The sequence below is a fragment of the Faecalibacterium sp. An122 genome (assembly GCF_002160895.1).
Taxonomy (GTDB): domain Bacteria; phylum Bacillota; class Clostridia; order Oscillospirales; family Ruminococcaceae; genus Faecalibacterium.
Genome location: NZ_NFLL01000005.1, coordinates 106,569 through 125,454 on the forward strand (window position 1 = coordinate 106,569; position 18,886 = coordinate 125,454).

Consider the following 18,886-nt stretch of genomic DNA (forward strand, 5'->3'; position numbering starts at 1 on the left):
ACATAAAGTTCATGAGACAGTTGGAATGCTGGTAGAAATCATGGATAGAAGATTGGGGCGACATAATGTGCGGATATCTTCGCTCAAGATAGATCGTTATCGCTAGCTGTTTTTCACCAAGCTGTAAATCACAGCACCATCTGACCTCAATTTGAGGACTTCCATTGCTGGAGCGTCCCTGTCATTTGGAATTTTGAAACGGCGTAGCTGCATCCCTGATGAAATAACTTTATTCCCTGGATGCGGATTCCTTCTGCTTGGCCAGTTTTTTGTCTAGCCGCTTCTTTTCGTATTCATAGGATGTTGACGCGACGATGCCGTCGAGCGGTTCTTTTTCCAGAGTTTGATAGTACTTGATCATCATGCCGTAATAGGGCTTGTTCAGCATGCTCTTTTCAAGGTTGTCGATGCTCTGCGATATGTTTTGACAACAAGTGCTTAAGCACCAACTTACAAAGGGTCTTTCTTCCAACTCCATTTGTCTATCGAACTCTTCTCTTTGGGCCCGAAATGTTTCTTCATCCTCAGGTTCAGAAAAATCAAGTTCATCGTAATCAATCTCTTCAGGTTCTTTTTCTTCCGCTTCTTCCAATCGGTCAAGTTCACTTTGGTAAGAATCGATTCCGTGCTGTGAGATGTCGTAGTTCTTCATGAAATCCGAAAGAAGAAATTTGTCGGAAAGAATGGCCTCGACATATCTCTCGCATGCTTTTTGACTTTCGTTGCTGGCGAGATGTTTTCTAACCCAATCGGGCATGTTTTTTACAACGTCCGACGGATAAATGGATTTCAGATAGTCTTCATCTGGATGATTCAGGGCGTCATAGGTCATCGGAGACATCAGGATGCGCTGCTGGATCATAGACTGAATTGTTCCATATTCTGAAAGGATGTACTTTAATTCGTCGATTTCTATGTTGCTCAGAAATTCCTTTTTATCACGGAGGGCAGAGCTGAAAGCCGGAATAAAATTAGGCAGCAGCTTCCATGTAATCTGAATGATATCTTTTGGTTTATCATAGTCAAGGATATCCTCTATCCCGCCGGCGGCTACAAATTCTTCGTGAGCCTTGATTTCTGCCCGCTGGTGCGGCGTCTGCCGCAACATAATCTGCTTATGGCCTTCATAATGGATAACTGCTGAGTAGTACTCCTGTAGCTCATGCCAGGCTAGGCGGTTGTGCTTGTAGTTGCTGGATAGCTCAACGACAAAGGAAACAATGGAGGACCCAACTGCACCCGTTGTCAAAGCGAATACAATGTCATAACCAGTGGACTCTTTGGGCATAACAGCCATCACAGCTCCAAGGATTGTAATTACAAACACGGAAAAGACAGCACAGGCAATCAAAGTGGTTTTGGGATAAAAAGCAAATGTTAGAAGTTGCAGTGTTTCGTAGGCACGGTTTTTGAATCGCATATAGATATCTCCAGATCAATTTCTGATCTATTCGGTATGGGATACGGCAGCTCCATCTGATTGCCGTCCAGGTCAAACAACAGATTTCAGTTGTTGTGTGAACTTGCATGGTATCATCTTCTTGTACCCAGCACTTGGCATACTGGCTATCAGTGCTGAGCTTCGGTCAGATGACATCCTTGCTGAGAAGAAGACAGCTCATCCGAAAAAGCCTTTTCGTTTGAGGGAATCTTATTTGATGCTGTAGAGCATACATATGTGAAGCCCATAGAAGCCGATGCCTGCGGATTCCAGGAAACGATCCATATTTGGCTGCCAGTTATAGGAAGGGTAGAATACATAGCTGGAGTAGGAAATATAGCCTTTGCCGGTTTTGCTCTTCAGCTCGCTCAAAACAGTGTCTTTGTTCTCACCGCGGGCGATCCGGAGGGCAGCTCTGGACATCTCGGCGTCCCAGGACATGGGACTGACGCCGGCGGCCGACCGGGCTTCGTTGATATGAGTGAAATAGTTATACCCCTGCCCAAAGCCGTAGGCTGCCGGGACAGTGCCGCTGGCTATAATATTGCTCTGCACCACGTCGGCAGCATACAGGATGTATTTGTCCGGCACTTCTTCATAGGTTTTGCAGAAGCGGAGATACCGGATGGCACCATCGGCGGCGATGTTGTCCTCCACCTGGGGGTCAAAGACATAGTCCACCCCGTGGATGTTGATGACGCACCAGGCGTGGCCGGTGTAGCCGCCGGCAGCCCGGTGGGTCTGGCCGGTTTGGATTCTGGCGTCAAAACCGATCATCCGGGCCAGCACCGCAAATGCAGCCGAATAATTGTCGCATACGCCCACCCGCTGGGTCATGATGGAATAGGCATCCTCTGCGAGCCAGCCGCCCTGGTTCAGATTGGACAGGACACTGCCATAGGAGCAATTTTGAATCAGCCAGTCATAGCAGCCCCGGAGCTGTTCGTAGGGTGTGGAGCCGCCCACCTGGGCCAGGATTTGGTCTGCCACCGTCAGCAGCGGTTCCGGCCAGTTGCGGTCGGGGGTAAGGGTGGCGTTGGCGATGCGGGCCTCTGCTCCGGTAAGGCTCTGCTGGGTCTGGTAAGCCTGCTGGGCATTTTCCTCCAGCACAAAAGGCTGCCCGGTCCGCAGGGAATAGGCGGCCCGGCCTTCGCTGGCGCCAAAGTTCAGATAGTGCAGATAGAGATCTTCCAGATAGAGGTCTCGCCCGTAGGCTTGCATCAAGTCCGGGTTATCGCTGACATAGCGGGCAAAGTCAAAGTCGCTCACAGGGTCCGCCGCACTGGCCCCCATGGCCAACATCCCGCAGCTTGCCGCCAGCACCACCAGGAAGAACAACGCACGGTAAAGATGTCGTTTCATCATTGGATACCTCCTCACACGGCGGCTGCAAGAGCGCAGCCGCTCTTTTACTATAAAGATAGCAAAAAAGAGAGGTTGCGTAAAGCTTTTGGCGCAGAGATGTGATGTTTTTCTTCAAAGCGATAATAACAGCAGGCGTTCCACATGGGAAAACGACTGGCAAACATATTGGACAAAGAGAATCACCCGCAGCTTCCCGAAGAACAGGAAGGCGGCGGGTGATCGGGTTTTATTCAAACTGCAAAAACTTGTAGGCCGGCACATCCAGCGCCTGGGCGATCCGCAGCAGGGTGGTCAGGGAGATGGGCTTGTACATGCCGGGGGCTTCAATCTGGCCGATGTAGGAGGTGGCCACCCCCAGCTTGTCGGCCAGCTTTTCCTGAGTGTAACCCTGCAGTTTGCGGTAGTAGGCGACCTTCAGGCCGATCATTTTGTATTCCTGTTCAAATTCACGTTCCATGGCGTACACCTCATGTCTTCATTGTACGGAAGAATGGAGTGATTTTTTATTCCATAAACATATTGTAATTATTACTGTAATAGTTATAATAATAAGTACAAAGGTTGTTGTTTTGCTTTGCTGCGTCCAAAATGCGCACAGCGGATCACAAAAGGCACGGCATGGGAAAGGGAGCCTGCAAATAAAAAGTCAAGCCCCCAAATGAAAAAACTTTCGCCCCAAAGCGAAAGTAAAAAAGCGTACACCAAATCTGACCGGCGAGAAAACAACATCGCCAGTCTGGCAGAGAGGTATTTGAAATGGAACTTACTCCTGTTCGGGCGGCTCACAGCCAGCCGCTGTGAGGCATTCTTTTACCCGTGCGTAGTAAATGCGCAGGAACTTGTTCTGCGCGGCGGTCATGTATACGAAGTAGGGCTTGCCTTCGGCGCGTTTCTTGTCCAGGAACTGGTACACCGGTTCGTCGGCCGGAGACTTCTTCAGGTAGGTGCAAACCACCTGGTAGAGGATCTTACGAAGATGCGGAGAGCCTCGTTTGGTAGCCGGATTGCTCTGTGCGATGTGCTTGCCCGACTGGTTCACGGCCGGGTCAACGCCAGCGAACGCCACCAGCGAGCTGCGGTGGGCAAAGCGGCGGACGTCGCCGATCTCAGCGATCAGCTGGGCGGCGGTGACATCCCCCACGCCGTACATGGCCCGTACCGTCTCGTATTCGGGAAGCTGCTGAGCCAGGCGGATCATTTCCTGCCGCAGGGCTGCCGTTGCGGCACGCGCATCGGTGAGCTGCCTGGCAGCCGTTGTAATCAGCATCTTGGTATTGCTGTTCCTGGGCAGCGTCGTGTAGCACTGGCGGCTGCCGGCATATACGTCAATAGCTTTATCGGGGCTGAAGTTGTAACCTTTTCGCTTGCACCACTTCCGGTAGCGCTCGGTGAACGTCTCCTGCGATATGCGGCACAGGCAGTCGCGGTGCCAGAAAGTCATGACAAAGTCCACCCATTTCTGGTGGCCGTCAGGACGCTCCGGGCTGGAGAACAGTTCGTTCACGCCGGGATATACCTTGTCGGTCAGAGAAATGAGATTGTTTTGCAGCGCCACGTTGGTTTTCATGTATAGGTCGTACTGGCGGCTGTAGAGTTTCAGTTGTTGTCGAATTGCATCCATAAGTGTATATTCCTGCAATTTGACCCAGTTGTCAAGAGCGTATTTGGCGATCTTCATTGCGTCCGCTTTGTCGGTCTTGACTTTCCGAATGGAACCGCCGCCGCTCTGCTTAATGTAGAGCGGGTTCAGCACAGATACATAAATTCCGTATTCGTGCAGTGCCGCTGCCACAGGCTCATGGTAACGGCCGGTCGCTTCCATGACAACTCTTGTTTCCTCGCCCAGGCCAATAATGGCATTTGCCATCTGCTCCAGACCAAGTTCTGTGTGAGGAAACTCGCGGGGGGTAAGAGCCACTTCCCCCATTGGCCGCAGGGCGGCCACCATGCTTTTACATTTGGATACATCGATCCCGACTGCGTTTATTTTCAACCTCCTGGATTTTGAATTTGGCCTTCCCGCCTTTTTCTCATCGCTTGTTCAATCTCCTGGGGTTGACACGAACGCGCCAAAAGCTGGCGGTACTACCTGCGCAAATCGAATACTGCGAATGAGAAAGGCGGCTGACGGACTCCCTTGCGGGCGTGCTGGCCCTTGGTCAATCAAGTCAGGCCATTCCTCTCTCATTCTAACAGCTTCAGCTCTGAGATGGAAAAAGACACGGCTGGCTGCCGTGCCTTTCACCGTATCTTTATTGTAGGAGGTCAAACCTACGGCAACTGAGCTGGCAGCGGTGTCCAGAGCAGCACCTGAAGAACGCCCCAGCCTTGTGGCGGAGATTTGCAGGCCACGGCAGGAGAAACGAACAGCCCGGGAAAAACAGGTAGCCCAAGAGAAGGCCGTTATCCAAGAAGCAGCGGCTGCTTTACCGGAGCCTCCCAAGCCAACCAGCGGGCGGCGAAGCCAAAGCAGAAAGGTTCTGGAATCCATCCAGGAAATCTCGAAAAAAATGCTCCAGGCCAGCAGCGATATCGAAGAAGCGGACGTTTTCGGCGAGATGGAGGACGCTCTGGACAGCCTGATCTTCCGCTGGAACACCTGTTTGCAGAACAACCCGGAGCTCTGCCTCTCAGGGCTGGAGGGCATCCGGCGGATTGGGGAACAGGGTATGGAATTTATTAAAAACTTTGAACAATCTATCCGTGAAGCCAACGCCGGATGAGTTGAAACATTCCGATCGACATCCTCAACGAAACAAAATGTATGTGATAAGATGGAGGTGCCAAAACCAAGAACAACAAGATTGATGAACTCTATGCAGCGGTTGCCCTGATCGAAATTCTGATGAAGAAAGGTCTGGTCAACCCGGAAACCTACGCCAACGTGGTTCGCAACACAAGCAAAGCCCCTGCCAAGGGGCACAGCATTTAAGAAACAAGGAGGGCGGCATTATGATGCGGGACGATTACAACTATCGCTTTAAGCTGACGGACTACACCCAGTTGGACCGGAACCGGAAGCGGAAGGTGGCCGTCTATGGCCGGGTATCCACCGAGCACGAGGCGCAGATTGCTGCCCTGGAAAACCAGATGCAGTGGTATGACGATCAGGCGCGGTATCATCCCAATTGGGAGATTCAGGACCGGTATATAGACGAGGGCATTACCGGTACCCAGGCCAAGAAAAGGCCCTCCTTTCTGCGGATGATTGACGACGCCCGGCAGGGCAAATTCGATCTGATTGTAACCCGTGAGGTCTGCCGGTTCGCCCGGAACGTGGTGGACACCCTGGTCATCACCCGGGAGCTGAAAGGCATCGGGGTGGAAGTCTACTTCATCGAGGACAACATCTGGACCATGGATGGCGACGGCGAGCTTCGCCTCTCCCTGATGGCCACCCTGGCCCAGGAGGAGAGCCGCAAGACCTCTGAGCGGGTCCGGGCGGGCCAGAAGGTGAGCCGGGAAAAAGGCGTGCTGTACGGCAACGGCAATATCCTGGGCTACGACCGGGTTGGAGATACTTATCAAATCAACGAGGAGCAGGCCGAGACGGTGCGGATGATCTTCGACCTGTATCTGCAGGGGAAGGGCTCTTTGCAGATTGCCAACGAGCTGAACGCCCGGCACCGGAAGAGCGCCATGGGGCTGGTGAAGTGGTGCGCATCCAGTGTGGTGCGTGTTCTGAAAAACGCTACCTACACTGGCACCAAGTGCTACAATAAATCCCGGAGCAACAACTACCTGGAACAGCACCGGGTGCTGAACCTGGACGCATCCACCTATCAATATCACGAAGGAGATTTCCCGGCCATTGTCTCCAAAGAAATCTGGAACAAGGCTCAGAGCATCCGAATCAACCGGAGAAAGGCGGTGGCCCTGCGGGACGGCAAGGTAACCATCAGCAACCGGAGTTCCGAGGACATCTGGGTCAACAAGTTGCGGTGCAGCTGCGGCTACGCCTGCCGCCGGGACAAGTGGCACGTCCGCAAAGACGGCAGCATCTCCTACGGGTACCAGTGCTACAACCGGATCAACAACGGCTCCAAACAGAAGCGGGAAGAGATGGGCCTGGACAGCGAGGGCTACTGCGGGATTCGGATGTACGGGGACTGGAAGCTGGAGATGATGGCCGACACCCTCTTTGAGCAGCTGCTGGGGGACAAGCACCAGATCATCCAGACCGCCCTGGAGTTGCTGAAAAAATACTACAAGGAGACCAGCCGGAAAGATCAACAGGGGAACAGCGAGCGGAAGATCCAGCTGGAGCGGATTGACACCCGGCTGCGGAACCTGACCGTCATGCGGGCGGACGGGGAGATCAGAAAGGAGAAATACCAGGAGCTGCGGGATCAGCTGGAGGCCGAGAAGAGCCGCCTGGAGGAAGAACAGAAAAAGGCAGAGTCGGTAGAGTGCCGGGAGGCTATGGACCTGGACCGGATTCAGCAGGCGCTGGAAGAACTGGTCCACCTGAAAGGAAAGGGGGTCAGCCGGGAGCTGGTGGACCAGATCGTCTACCGGGTGACGCCGGTGTCCGAGACCCACTTCGAGTGGTACCTCCATTTGGGCCCCGGAACCGATGCCCAGGTGGGCCTTCTGGTGGAGGGCAAAAAGGGAAACTGTGTGCCCTCGGTAAACGGTATCAGGGGGTTCTTAAACCCTGGTGAAGTGAAAACGGACGTGGCTGCGAATCGAATTTTAGGCTCCCTACCGACAGAGCAGCTACACAGGCTGCCTTTAAGAACCCCGCAAACCTTTGCCCAGTTCCAGTGTAAGGTTGTATAAAGTTTAAAGCGTGCCCCTCCTGTCTGCAACAAGACGGGAGGGGCGCTTTTTTACATGAGCCTTGGAGCCCGACGAACTCCCACCCCACTACCTACCTCCTGGTTCCAACCGTGGACGCCGCTTGATAAGGCACAACAGGGGACCTGCCGTCACACCCCGCCGCCCGCCCGGGCAGGTGAGGAATGGCGGAAGGAGGGGTGGTATAATAGACAGATCTGTGCTATGATAGAGCCAAACATCCAAATCGCCCGTACCCAGAACAGATTTGGCAGCGACCTTTTGTGCATCCGTGCAAAAAGAAACAAAAAAGAACAATCGTGAAAAGGAGAGTTTCCATGCTTGTAGGAGAGGCCGTAAAAGTCAAGTTCAGCATCTTTAAAAACCGGTTCGCCTTTGAATGCGGCAGCCATGGCGTCACCCTGGAGAAGATCGGCGGGGGAATCTGCCTGTATGCCACCGACAGCAGCCATGAGGAAATCTACTGCGCCATGCCGCTGGGCCTGGAGCGGGATTTCAAGGACAGCGCCTATTACATCTACGCGCCCAATGATCACCAGATGCTGCTGCGGGTCCACAAGGCGGTGATGCTGGTGGATTTTGAGGGGAAGTGGTGTTCCACCAACGTCAAGGACTTCCGGGTCTATGGCTCCAAGCTGTGGGGTCAGGACTGCCTGATCCCCTGGAAAGACGAGTACACCCGGATCTACAACGCCGCCGAAAAGGCCCGCATCGCCGCCGGAGAGTCCTGACCGGCGTCTTTGTCCAATCCAGCGAGGTAACAAAATGAACAGGATTATGTACGTGGGGGAACATCCCAAAATTTACAATGTCCGCATGCACAAACACGATCACTGGGAAGTGGTTTACTGTACGGCAGGGGAGGGCACCTTCCGGTTTGAGGAACAGCCCTCCATCACCTATTCCGCCGGCGAGACCGTTGTCATCCCGCCCCGAATGGCCCACGCCAACTCCAGCACCGAGGGATTTGCCAACATCCATATCATGCTGGATTCCCCGTCTTTTCCCTTCCAGGACGCCTTCCGGGTGGCGGACGAGGACGGCAGCCTGGCCCATGCCTTTGCCCAGGTCCGTCTGTATCATATGTCCGACCGCAAGCGCCACGAGCTGGTGCTGGCCTCTCTGGGCGAGCTGATCGCCAGCTACATTGTGGTGTTCCGCAGCAATGTGGAGTTTTCCCAGCCGGTGGCCCAGATCCGGGCCAGCATCATGGAGAACTTTGACCGCTCCGACTACCAGCTGGATGAGTTCATCCGGACCCTGCCCTTCCACTACGACTACCTGCGCAAGCTGTTTAAAAAAGAGGTGGGGCTGTCTCCGCTGGAGTATCTGACCGACGTCCGGATGAAAACCGCCGAGCGCCTTTTGACCCTGTGGGCGGCGGGATACACCATCGCCGAAATCGCCGAAATGTGCGGGTTTGACAATGCCCTGTACTTTTCGCGGGTGTTCAAAAAATACTATGGCTGCGCTCCGTCCCAGTTCATGAAAGACAAGGCCGGCGTCTATTCCAATGTGCCGGATCGGACAGAACTGGAAACCTGACCCCGCGCGGGAAAACTGCAGAGAAAACAGAGCGGGACTTTACCGCCTTTCGCGAAAAAACGCCGTACAGCGATCAAAGCTGTATGGCGTTTTTTACAATTTTAAGATTTTCATTTTGTGCGCTTTTACAAACGCAGCTGTGAGAAGGCTGAAATCTGCAGCCAAAATATCCGTTTCGTGAATGAAATGTGTCGTAAAAGGTATTCAAGTGGAGGACGCGGGACGGTATACTGTAGGTACAGTTGAGCGGCGGCAAACACACCGCCGGGCACAGCCGAAACGGCTGGAGATTGGCGCCCGGCGCCCGGCTTGGAAGCGCCGGACGGCGCCGGCAGATACGCGATTGGATGAAGGAGGATGTCTACTATGGTCAGCATTTTGATTATCGGCCACGGCAACTTTGCCACCGGTGCTTTGAGCGCAACCCGCCTGGTTGCAGGCGCACCGGAAAATGTATATGCGCTGGATTTCCCCGAGGGAATGAGCGCAGAGGAGCTGAAGGAGGCCATGCAGGCCCGTCTGGCCGCCATCGAGACCCCGGAGATCCTGGTGATGGCTGACCTGGCCGGCGGCACCCCCTTCCGCACCGCGGTGGAGCTGAAGATGACCATGCCGGAAAAGCAGATCCGGGTGGTGGCCGGCACCAGCATGCCGGCCCTGATGGAAGCCGCCTTCTCCTCGGACAGCATGGACCTGGCCGAGCTCACCGCCGATGTGATTCAGACCGGCGTGGAAGGCTTTGTGGACTGGGATGCCCAGACCACAGAGGAGGAAGAGCCGGAGTTTGAGGACGGCCTGTAAGGCGGAGGGATCGAAATGATCAAGACCATTCATGTGGAGCCCATCAAAAACCGTGAGAAATACCTCTCCACCCCGCTGCTGACCCGGGCCGAAGTGGAAAAGGCTATGGACTTTGTGGTGGCCCAGACCCGGGCCAACATGGAGTATTTCGGCAGCAAGTTCCCCTGGTCGGCCACCAAAGGCCTGAAATACCCCATCATCGAGAACATCGAGTGGACCGACGGTTTCTGGACCGGCCTGCTGTGGCTGTGCTACGAATACACCGGGGACGAAGCGTTCCGGCAGCGTGCCGAACAGAACATCGATTCCTTCCTCCACCGTGTGGAAAACCGCATCGAGCTGGACCACCACGATCTGGGCTTTTTGTACTCTCCCTCCTGCGTGGCGGGCTACAAGCTGGTGGGCTCCGAAAAGGGCAAGCGGGCCGGCATTCTGGCGGCCGACAAGCTGATGGAGCGCTACAACCAGCGGGACGGCTTCATTCAGGCCTGGGGCGCTGTGGGCGCACAGGACAACTACCGCCTGATTATCGACTGCTTTATGAATATCCCCCTGCTGTACTGGGCCACCGGCATCACCGGCGATCCCAAGTACGCAGACGCGGCGGACAAGCACTTTGAAAAGGCCGCCAACTACGTCATTCGGGATGACGCCTCGGCCTTCCACACCTACTACTTTGACGCACAGACCGGCCAGCCCCTGCGGGGCGCCACCCGTCAGGGCTACAGCGATGATTCCGCCTGGGCCCGGGGCCAGGCCTGGGGCATCTATGGCATCCCCCTGAACTACCTGCAGAACCACAACCCCGCTTCGGTCAACCTGTTCGAGGGCATGACCAACTACTTCCTCAACCGCCTGCCGGAGGACGACGTCTGCTATTGGGACCTGATTTTCGGCGACGGGTCGGGCCAGTCCCGGGATTCCTCGGCCGCGGCTATTGCCGTCTGCGGCATGCTGGAAATGGGCAAATACCTGCCCGAGCTGCACCCCGAGAAGGAGACCTATCAGCGGGCCTGCCACCGCATCCTGCGCAGCCTGATCGAGAACTATCAGGGCACCACGGCGGAGCCCGGCAGCCCGGTGCTGTACCACGGCGTCTACTCCTGGCACAGCGGCAAGGGCGTGGACGAGGGCAACATCTGGGGCGACTACTACTACATGGAAGCGCTGGTCCGCTTCTACAAAGACTGGAATCTGTACTGGTAACCCGGTACTCAATGTTAAGAACCATCAAGGAGGAAACAGAGTATGCCGAACATTGTTGCATTCCGCATTGACGAGCGCCTGATCCATGGTCAGGGCCAGATCTGGATCAAGGCCCTGGGCGCCAACACGGTGATCGTGGCCAACGATGCCGCCAGCGAGGACCCCATGCAGCAGCAGCTGATGAAGGCCGTGGTCCCCAAGACCATCGCCATGCGGTTCTTCTCGGTCCAGAAAACCTGCGACCTGATCCACAAGGCATCCCCCAAGCAGGTGATCTTCATCGTCTGCAAGACCCCCCAGGACGCCCTGCGCCTGGTGGCGGGCGGCGTGCCGGTCAAGGAGATCAACGTGGGCAACATCCACCGCGCTCCCGGCAAGGAGGAGATCAGCAAGTTCATCGCCCTGGGCCCTGAGGACAAGGCTGCCCTGCGGGAACTGCGGGATCAGTACGGGATTACCTTCAACACCAAGGCTACGGCCACCGGCGACGACGGCGCCGCTCTGGTGGACCTGAATAAGTACATCTAACGTCAAAAAGAGGAGGAAGATTTTCGTGCAAATCACAATGTTTCAAGCGGTGCTGATTGCCCTCTGGACCGGCGTCTGTCTGGCCGGTATGCTGCTGGGCATCTACACCAACCGCTGCCTGGTCATGGCAACGGGTGTCGGTCTGATTCTGGGTGACCCTGTCACCGGTCTGGCAATGGGCGCTGTGGGCGAGCTGGCCTTCATGGGCTACGGCGTCTCCCAGGGAGGCTCCATTCCCCCCAACCACATGGGCCCCGGCATCGTGGGCGCCATCATGGCCATCACCGCAGGCGTCAGCGTGGAAACCGCTCTGGCCCTGTCCATCCCCTTCGCGGTGGGCTTCCAGTTCGTGCTGACCGCCACCTATACCTTCGCCACCACCCTGACCGGTGCCGCCACCCGCGCACTGGAGAAGAAGAACTTCCGGATGTTCCGTCTGGCTGCCAACCTGACGGTGTGGGTCTTCTTCATTGTGGGCTGCCTGATCGGCCTGGCTGCTGCCCTCAGCGCCTCCGGCCTGGAAGCCGTCATCAACCTGATCCCCGCCTGGCTGAGCACCGGCCTGACCGTTGCCGGCAAGATGCTGCCCGCCGTCGGCTTCGCCATGATCCTGAACGTCATGGCCAAGAAGGAGCTGATCCCCTTCGTGCTGCTGGGCTACGTCCTGGTTTCCTACCTGGGCCTGGGCACCATGGCTGTGGCCATCACCGCCACCGCTGTGGCTCTGATCGTGTTCTTCAACCAGAATAAGGGCGGCGTGGCTGCTGAAGATGAGGAGGTTGTGTTCGAAGATGGCATCTAATGTCTTGACCAAGAGCGATTACATCAAAACATCGCTGCGCGCATATTTCATCCAGAACGGTTTCAACTACGGCAACTACCAGGGCCTGGGCTACGCCAACATGCTGTATCCCGCCCTGCGCAAGATGTACAAGGACGACGATGACGCCCTGCAGGCCGCACTCCAGGAGAACCTGGACTTCTACAACACCAACATTCACTTTGTTCCCTTCATCACCAGCCTGCACCTGGTGATGCTGGAGAACGGCACCCCCAACAGCGAGATCCGCAACATCAAGATGGCTCTGATGGGCCCCCTGGCCGGCATCGGCGACTCTCTGTCCCAGTTCGTCCTGGCCCCCCTGCTGGGCACCATCGGCGCATCCCTGGCCTACGAAGGCCTGATGATGGGCCCCATCATCTACCTGCTGGGCATGAACATCGTGCTGCTGCTGGTCAAGCTGATGTCCGGCATGCTGGGCTATAACCTGGGCACCAGCATCATCGGCACCCTCACCAGCCAGATCGAGAAGATCTCCCGTGTGGCCAGCATGATCGGCGTCACCGTCATCGCGGGCCTGGCGGTCAGCTTTGTCAAGATCACCACCCCCATCCAGTACGTGGCCTCGGTCCCCGGCGGCGGGGAACAGGTGGTGTCCCTGCAGTCCATGATCGACGCCATCGCACCCAACCTGCTGCCGTGCCTGTTTGTGGGCCTGGTGTTCTACCTCATCAAAGTGAAGAAGTGGACGACCGTCAAGCTGGTCTGCATGACCATCCTGCTGGGAATCCTGCTGTCTGTGCTGCACCTGGTAGCCTGACCTTTCTGTGTGGTCTGCGCTGACAGGCATCACAGAACTCACCCGTACACGTTCGGGCAGGGATGTTGCGCCACATCCCTGCCTCTTTTTTATCGGAGGATGCACCCATGAACGTCTCCCTCAAACAGCTGCGTTCGACTGCCCGCGTCCTGGCCGCACAGTACGATGTGCAGGCCGTTGCCCGCTATGTGGAGACCCACTGCGGGCAGGAGGCCGCGGCCCTGCGGGCGCAGGCGGATGACCTGCTGGAAAACCGCTTTGTGTTCTGTGACCGGTGGGACATGGAGCCCTGCCGCATCCCTTATACTGTGGCCCCGGGGCAGTGGACCCACAGCCCCAATGGAGACCCGGAGTGGGTCTTTATGCTCAACCGCCACGACTACCTTCCCAAGCTGTGGCAGGCCGCCGTCCTGACCGGAGACGGCCGCTACACCCGCAAGGTGACGGCGTCCATTCTGGACTGGATTGCCAGCAACCCCATCACCCTGGAGGGGACCCCGGCCACCCGCACCATCGACACCGGCATCCGGTGCATGAACTGGTGCAGGCTGCTGCCCTTCCTCCTGGCGGGGGACGCCCTCACCGATGCAGAGGCCGAAACCATTCTGCACAGCCTGGCGGAACAGTTCGCCAACCTGCGCCAGCGGTATCTGGCCCGGTACACCCTCAGCAACTGGGGCGTCCTACAGACCACAGCCATCTGCGCCGGCTCTGCCTGGCTGTCCGGCGTGCTACCCGACGGGTTGGAGGCGTGGGCATGGGAGGAGCTGCGGACCCAGCTGCGGCTGCAGATTCTGGAGGACGGCACCCACTGGGAACAGTCCCCCATGTACCATGTGGAGGTCCTGAACGCCTGCACCAAACTGCTGATCCAGCTGCAGGCGGCCCGGCAGGCGGGCTGCACCCTGTGTCCTGCGGCGCAGGACGCCCTGGCCAGGCCGGAAACCGTCTGCGCAGAACAGCAGGCCGGGCCGGGGGAGGGGCTGGACTTTGCATCCGGCGGCTGGCTGGAACAGGCGGTGCGGGTCATGAGCCGGCACGTCCTGTACACAGCGGACCCGGCCCTGTTCCAGCTGCCCCAGTGCGACAGTGATGTGACCGACGTGCGGGATGTGCTGGCCCGGGCCGCCGCTCTGCTGCCCGACGGCGGGATATTCCGCTGGGCGGCAGGGGAGACCCTGGACATGGACAGCGCCTGGCAGCTGGGCGCTCCGGGCATTGCAGCCTTTGAGGCCCAGCCGGCCCAAAAGCCGGTCCAGTGCAGCTGGAACTGTCCCCGCAGCGGCAATCTGGCGCTGCGGTCGGGCTGGGAGCCAGCGGCCCACTTTACCGCCGTCAAAAACAGCCCTCTGGGCAGCAGCCACGGCCACGCAGACCAGACCCACCTGAACCTCTACTACAAGGGAAAGCCCTTCCTGGTGGACAGCGGCCGCTACACCTACCGGGAGGACGATCCCCTGCGTCTGGAACTCAAGGCCCCGGCGGCCCACAACGTCTGCGTCATCGACGGCCAGTCGGGCGGAACCCCCGACGGCTCCTGGAGCTATGCGGATTACGCCGAGACGGGGCCCAACTACTTCGCTGAGGAGGGCGGGGTCCACTATGTGGAGATGCCCTTCCATGGAACCCTGCGGGATGGCACCCCCTATCAAATCATCCGCCGCCTGATGGTGCTGGATGAAGGGGTCTGGCTGTCGGTGCAGGATGTTATCTGCCGGGGAGAGCACCAGGTCCGGGAATATTTCCACCTGGCCGCCGATGTACAGGCAGAATCCATCCCGGAGGGATGGCTGCTGCGCAGCGGCGGGGCGGCCCTGAAATTGCGCTCCACCCACCCCTTCACCGCCCGGACGGGGATTCTGTCCCCCTGCTACAACGAAAAGCAGGATGGGGTGGTGCTGGTGGGAGAGATTGCCATGCGGGACCGCTGGACCGGCTGCACCCTCTTTGTGGACAAGGACTGGACGGCCGAGCCGGCCCACGTATATCAGGCCGGCAGCACCCGGCCTCTGGACCCCGAAACCGTATCGGCCTGGACGGTTCGGTCGGGCAGTGAAAAGGCCTGGACCCTTCTGGTCTGGAACCGGGAAAATTTCCGCGGGGCCAAGGTGTTTGACTGCCAGGGCCAGCCGGTCTACGGCAAGGCGGTGGCCCTGTGCGGCGAGGCCCACAGCCGCCGCACCGTTCGCCTGAAATAAACAAGGGAGAAACTGAGGATGAACAATCGAATTTGTATCGTGGACGCGCAGGGCGCGTGCAAGGCGGAAGCCAATGGCCGGGAGGAAGCGATTCTGGCCTGGAGCGGCGCCTATGAGCCCGGGGACGTGATCCTGTTTGAAGTGGACCAGCCCGGCCATTACATGGTCCGTGTGGACGACTGTCTGGACGAGGCTCTGGTGTATCTGGCACAGAACACCCTGCGCTATTCTGTCCTGTTTGACGAAAAAAAGGACGCCCACAACCCCAAGGCCTTTACTGGCGAACGGCACTATCTGACTCTGCGTCCCGCCCGAAGCTGGGAGCTGGGCTATCGCAACCTTGCCCGCAACCCCGCTGACCAGCACGACGTGGAGGGCTGCTACCCTCACGCCAGAGCCAATGTGGAAACCCGTGGCGAGTCGGTGTTTGCCGCCCGCAACGCCATCGACGGGGTGGCGGCGGTGTCCTCCCATGGCCGTTGGCCCTATTCTTCCTGGGGCATCAACCGGCAGGATGACGCCGAGCTGACTTTGGAGTTTGGCCGCCCGGTGGACTTTGACACCATCGTACTGTACACCCGCGCCGACTTCCCCCATGACAACTGGTGGATTCGGGGCACCTTCACCTTCTCGGACGGTACCCAGGAGCAGGTGGAGATGGAAAAGAGCAGCGAGCCCCACCGGTTCGCCATTGCTCGCTCCGGCATTACCTGGCTCAAGCTGGGCAGCCTGATCAAAGCCGACGACCCGTCCCCCTTCCCGGCCCTGACCCAGCTGGAAGTATACGGACAGGACTCGTCCGCTCCCGCCCGGCCGTAAGAGCTGAGGCTGGCACAAATCCCACGCCGACCTGGCGATTGGATACACATCTGCATCATTTTAAGGAGGTTTTGCACAATGTCTGTTTGCACCCAGAAATCCTTTGACCTGACCGGCAAAGTGGCGCTGATCACCGGCGCATCCTACGGCATCGGCTTCGCCATCGCTACCGCTATGGCCAACTGCGGCGCCACCATCGTGTTCAACGACATCAAGCAGGAGCTGGTGGACAAGGGCCTGGCCGCCTACAAGGAGGCCGGCATCAACGCTCACGGCTACGTCTGCGACGTCACCAATGAGAGCGCCGTCAACGAGATGGTGAAGAAGATCACCGAGGAAGTGGGCCACATCAACATTCTGGTGAACAACGCCGGCATCATCAAGCGCATCCCCATGTGCGACATGACCGCAGAGCAGTTCCGCCAGGTCATCGACGTGGACCTGAACGCTCCCTTCATCGTGTCCAAGGCTGTGATCCCCGACATGATCGCTCAGGGCGGCGGCAAGATCATCAACATCTGCTCCATGATGAGCGAGCTGGGCCGCGAGACCGTTTCGGCCTATGCAGCAGCCAAGGGCGGCTTGAAGATGCTGACCAAGAACATTGCCTCCGAGTACGGCGCTTACAACATCCAGTGCAACGGCATTGGACCTGGCTACATCGCCACTCCGCAGACCGCACCCCTGCGTGAGATCCAGCCCGACGGCAGCCGTCATCCCTTCGACCAGTTCATCATCGCCAAGACTCCGGCCGGCCGCTGGGGCGAGGCTGAGGATCTGGGCGGACCCGCTGTCTTCCTGGCTTCGGATGCTTCCAACTTCATCAACGGCCACATCCTGTATGTGGACGGCGGCATCCTGGCCTATATTGGCAAGCAGCCCCAGTAATAAGCCATTCTCTCCCATTCACATAAAAGCGCCGGGCCCTGGTTTTCGGGGCCCGGCCCTTTTTTCGCCCTTGAATGAAAGTTACAGCGCCCGCGCAGGCGGGCGCTGGTCTGAAAAGCTTTTTGCCAGGCTTTTTCTCGAAAAAGCCGAAAAAGCTCTCGCCGCGCATTTTGTCCGAACCCATTTCCATCCCGGGGCCGGTGTGTTATACTGATGCCAGAAAGCCCGCGGCCGGCCGGGCCCGGCGGGGCAATGGAAAGGATGAGACAGATGAACACAGCGGCAAACCATGCGCCTCTGGGGTTTGGCCTGATGCGCCTGCCCAAGGTGGGCGAGGAAATCGACGTGGCCCAGACCAGCCGGATGGTGGACGCCTTCCTGGCGGCGGGTTTTACCTACTTTGACACCGCTTATGTCTACCCGGGCAGCGAGGAAGCCACCCGGAAAGCCCTGGTGGAGCGCCATCCCCGGGACAGCTACACCCTGGCCACCAAGCTGAACGCCCGGGTAGCCAAGGACGCGGCGGACGCCCGCAGCGAACTGGAACAGAGCCTGGAGCGCACCGGCGCAGGATACTTTGACTACTACCTGCTCCACGCCCTGCAGGACTCCAACGCCAAAAAATACGACGCCTGGGGTCTGTGGGACTTTGTGAAGGAGGAAAAGGCCAGAGGCCGCATCCGGCACTATGGGTTCTCCTTCCACGGCACCCCCGCCCTGCTGGACAAGCTGCTCACCGAACATCCGGATGTGGATTTCGTTCAGCTCCAAATCAACTATGCCGACTGGGATAACCCCGAGGTCACCTCGGGGGAAAACTACCGGATTGCCCGGGCCCACGGCAAGCAGATCGTCATCATGGAGCCGGTGAAGGGCGGAGCTCTGGCCGACCCGCCTCAGGAGATCAAGGACCTGTTTGACCAGACCCGGCCCGGCATGTCCTATGCGTCCTGGGCGCTGCGGTTTGCCGCCAGCCTGGACGGCGTTCTGGCGGTGCTGTCGGGCATGTCCAACCTGGCCCAGATGGAGGACAACCTGGCCACCTTCACCCAGTTCGGGCCGGTGGACCAGGCCGAGCGGGACGCGGTGGCCCGGGCTCAGCAGATTCTGGCCCATTCGGCTGCCATTCCCTGCACCGGCTGCGGCTACTGCGTGAACGGCTGCCCCCGCCAGATCTTCATCCCCAAGGTCTTTTCGGCCGCCAACAAGCAGCTGGCCCGCAACGAGCCCGATCAGGCCCGGGAGGCCTACGCCCGGGCGGTGGAAGGCCGGGGCAAGGCGTCGGACTGCATCGGCTGCGGCCAGTGCGAAGGGGCCTGCCCCCAGCACCTGCCGGTGATTGAGTGGCTGCGCAAGTGCGCTGAAATTCTGGAGTAACTTTTTCGATAGCGAGAGCTGTTCCCCTGTCTGCGAAAGCAGATGGGGGAGCAGCTTTTTTGTTTGCGGAAAAACGGTTTTCGAGGGTCTGGTATGTAGGAAGGCAGGGGCGGGGCATACTGTAGCCGGGCGGGAAAGAAAAAGATCCTCCATCTGGAAAATGGAGGATCCACGCTCAAAGCCGGGCCAATTGCCCTGCTATTCTATCATGCCGGCCGGGCGGTTGCAATAGGAAGGAATACGGTAAACTTGGATGGATTTTCCATTTAGGGACATGAATTTTCCTGCGCTGGACAATCTGCCGCAAAAACTGCCGC

17 protein-coding genes are annotated in these 18,886 nt (G+C 57.9%); 13 read left to right on the forward strand and 4 right to left on the reverse strand.

The window, feature by feature from the left end; genetic code table 11:
* Positions 1-229 precede the first annotated feature (229 nt).
* The 4 genes from B5E67_RS05515 to B5E67_RS05530 form a co-directional block, all read right to left on the reverse strand.
* Positions 230-1,420 (reverse strand): hypothetical protein, encoded by a 1,191-nt coding sequence (locus tag B5E67_RS05515; protein ID WP_087383692.1) that lies wholly within the window; start codon positions 1,418-1,420, stop codon positions 230-232.
* Between the two features lie 231 nt (positions 1,421-1,651).
* Positions 1,652-2,806 (reverse strand): transglutaminase domain-containing protein, encoded by a 1,155-nt coding sequence (locus B5E67_RS05520; protein WP_087383696.1) that lies wholly within the window; start codon positions 2,804-2,806, stop codon positions 1,652-1,654.
* A gap of 226 nt (positions 2,807-3,032) precedes the next feature.
* On the reverse strand, positions 3,033-3,263 hold the full coding sequence (locus tag B5E67_RS05525; protein ID WP_087248329.1) for a helix-turn-helix transcriptional regulator: 231 nt from the start codon (positions 3,261-3,263) through the stop codon (positions 3,033-3,035).
* A 306-nt stretch (positions 3,264-3,569) separates the two neighbouring features.
* Complete coding sequence (locus tag B5E67_RS05530; protein ID WP_143405390.1) at positions 3,570-4,793, reverse strand: IS110 family transposase; 1,224 nt, start codon at positions 4,791-4,793, stop codon at positions 3,570-3,572.
* Positions 4,794-5,136: 343 nt separating this feature from the next.
* Here B5E67_RS05530 and B5E67_RS15410 point away from each other — a divergent pair, with 343 nt between their 5' ends.
* From B5E67_RS15410 to B5E67_RS05595, 13 genes are all read left to right on the forward strand, one after another.
* On the forward strand, positions 5,137-5,529 hold the full coding sequence (locus B5E67_RS15410) for a hypothetical protein (protein WP_143405389.1): 393 nt from the start codon (positions 5,137-5,139) through the stop codon (positions 5,527-5,529).
* Between the two features lie 229 nt (positions 5,530-5,758).
* Positions 5,759-7,588, forward strand: coding sequence for a recombinase family protein (locus B5E67_RS05540; RefSeq protein ID WP_087383707.1), 1,830 nt, complete (start codon positions 5,759-5,761; stop codon positions 7,586-7,588).
* Positions 7,589-7,923: 335 nt separating this feature from the next.
* Positions 7,924-8,337, forward strand: coding sequence for a hypothetical protein (locus tag B5E67_RS05545; RefSeq protein ID WP_087383710.1), 414 nt, complete (start codon positions 7,924-7,926; stop codon positions 8,335-8,337).
* 34 nt (positions 8,338-8,371) lie between these two features.
* Complete coding sequence (locus tag B5E67_RS05550; RefSeq protein ID WP_087368888.1) at positions 8,372-9,151, forward strand: AraC family transcriptional regulator; 780 nt, start codon at positions 8,372-8,374, stop codon at positions 9,149-9,151.
* Positions 9,152-9,517: 366 nt separating this feature from the next.
* Positions 9,518-9,952, forward strand: a complete 435-nt coding sequence (locus B5E67_RS05555) for a hypothetical protein (protein ID WP_087383713.1) — start codon at positions 9,518-9,520, stop codon at positions 9,950-9,952.
* A gap of 15 nt (positions 9,953-9,967) precedes the next feature.
* Positions 9,968-11,158, forward strand: coding sequence for a glycoside hydrolase family 88 protein (locus B5E67_RS05560; protein ID WP_087383716.1), 1,191 nt, complete (start codon positions 9,968-9,970; stop codon positions 11,156-11,158).
* Positions 11,159-11,200: 42 nt separating this feature from the next.
* A complete protein-coding gene (locus B5E67_RS05565; protein WP_087368891.1) occupies positions 11,201-11,686 on the forward strand; it encodes a PTS system mannose/fructose/N-acetylgalactosamine-transporter subunit IIB in 486 nt (161 codons plus the stop codon).
* 25 nt (positions 11,687-11,711) lie between these two features.
* Entirely contained in the window at positions 11,712-12,488 is a 777-nt protein-coding gene (locus B5E67_RS05570; protein WP_087383718.1) for a PTS sugar transporter subunit IIC, read from the forward strand.
* The gene (locus B5E67_RS05575) at positions 12,478-13,287 is read left to right on the forward strand and encodes a PTS system mannose/fructose/sorbose family transporter subunit IID (RefSeq protein ID WP_087368893.1); all 810 of its coding nucleotides are present in this window, start codon (positions 12,478-12,480) and stop codon (positions 13,285-13,287) included. Before B5E67_RS05570 ends, B5E67_RS05575 begins: the two co-directional genes overlap by 11 nt.
* Before the next feature lie 107 nt (positions 13,288-13,394).
* The gene (locus tag B5E67_RS05580; RefSeq protein ID WP_158098852.1) at positions 13,395-15,485 is read left to right on the forward strand and encodes a heparinase II/III family protein; all 2,091 of its coding nucleotides are present in this window, start codon (positions 13,395-13,397) and stop codon (positions 15,483-15,485) included.
* A gap of 18 nt (positions 15,486-15,503) precedes the next feature.
* The gene (locus B5E67_RS05585; protein ID WP_087383724.1) at positions 15,504-16,304 is read left to right on the forward strand and encodes a carbohydrate-binding protein; all 801 of its coding nucleotides are present in this window, start codon (positions 15,504-15,506) and stop codon (positions 16,302-16,304) included.
* A gap of 78 nt (positions 16,305-16,382) precedes the next feature.
* Complete coding sequence (locus B5E67_RS05590; RefSeq protein WP_087383727.1) at positions 16,383-17,192, forward strand: gluconate 5-dehydrogenase; 810 nt, start codon at positions 16,383-16,385, stop codon at positions 17,190-17,192.
* A gap of 270 nt (positions 17,193-17,462) precedes the next feature.
* Positions 17,463-18,569: an aldo/keto reductase gene (locus B5E67_RS05595; RefSeq protein WP_087383731.1), complete on the forward strand. Its 1,107-nt coding sequence runs from the start codon at positions 17,463-17,465 to the stop codon at positions 18,567-18,569.
* Positions 18,570-18,886: the final 317 nt, after the last annotated feature.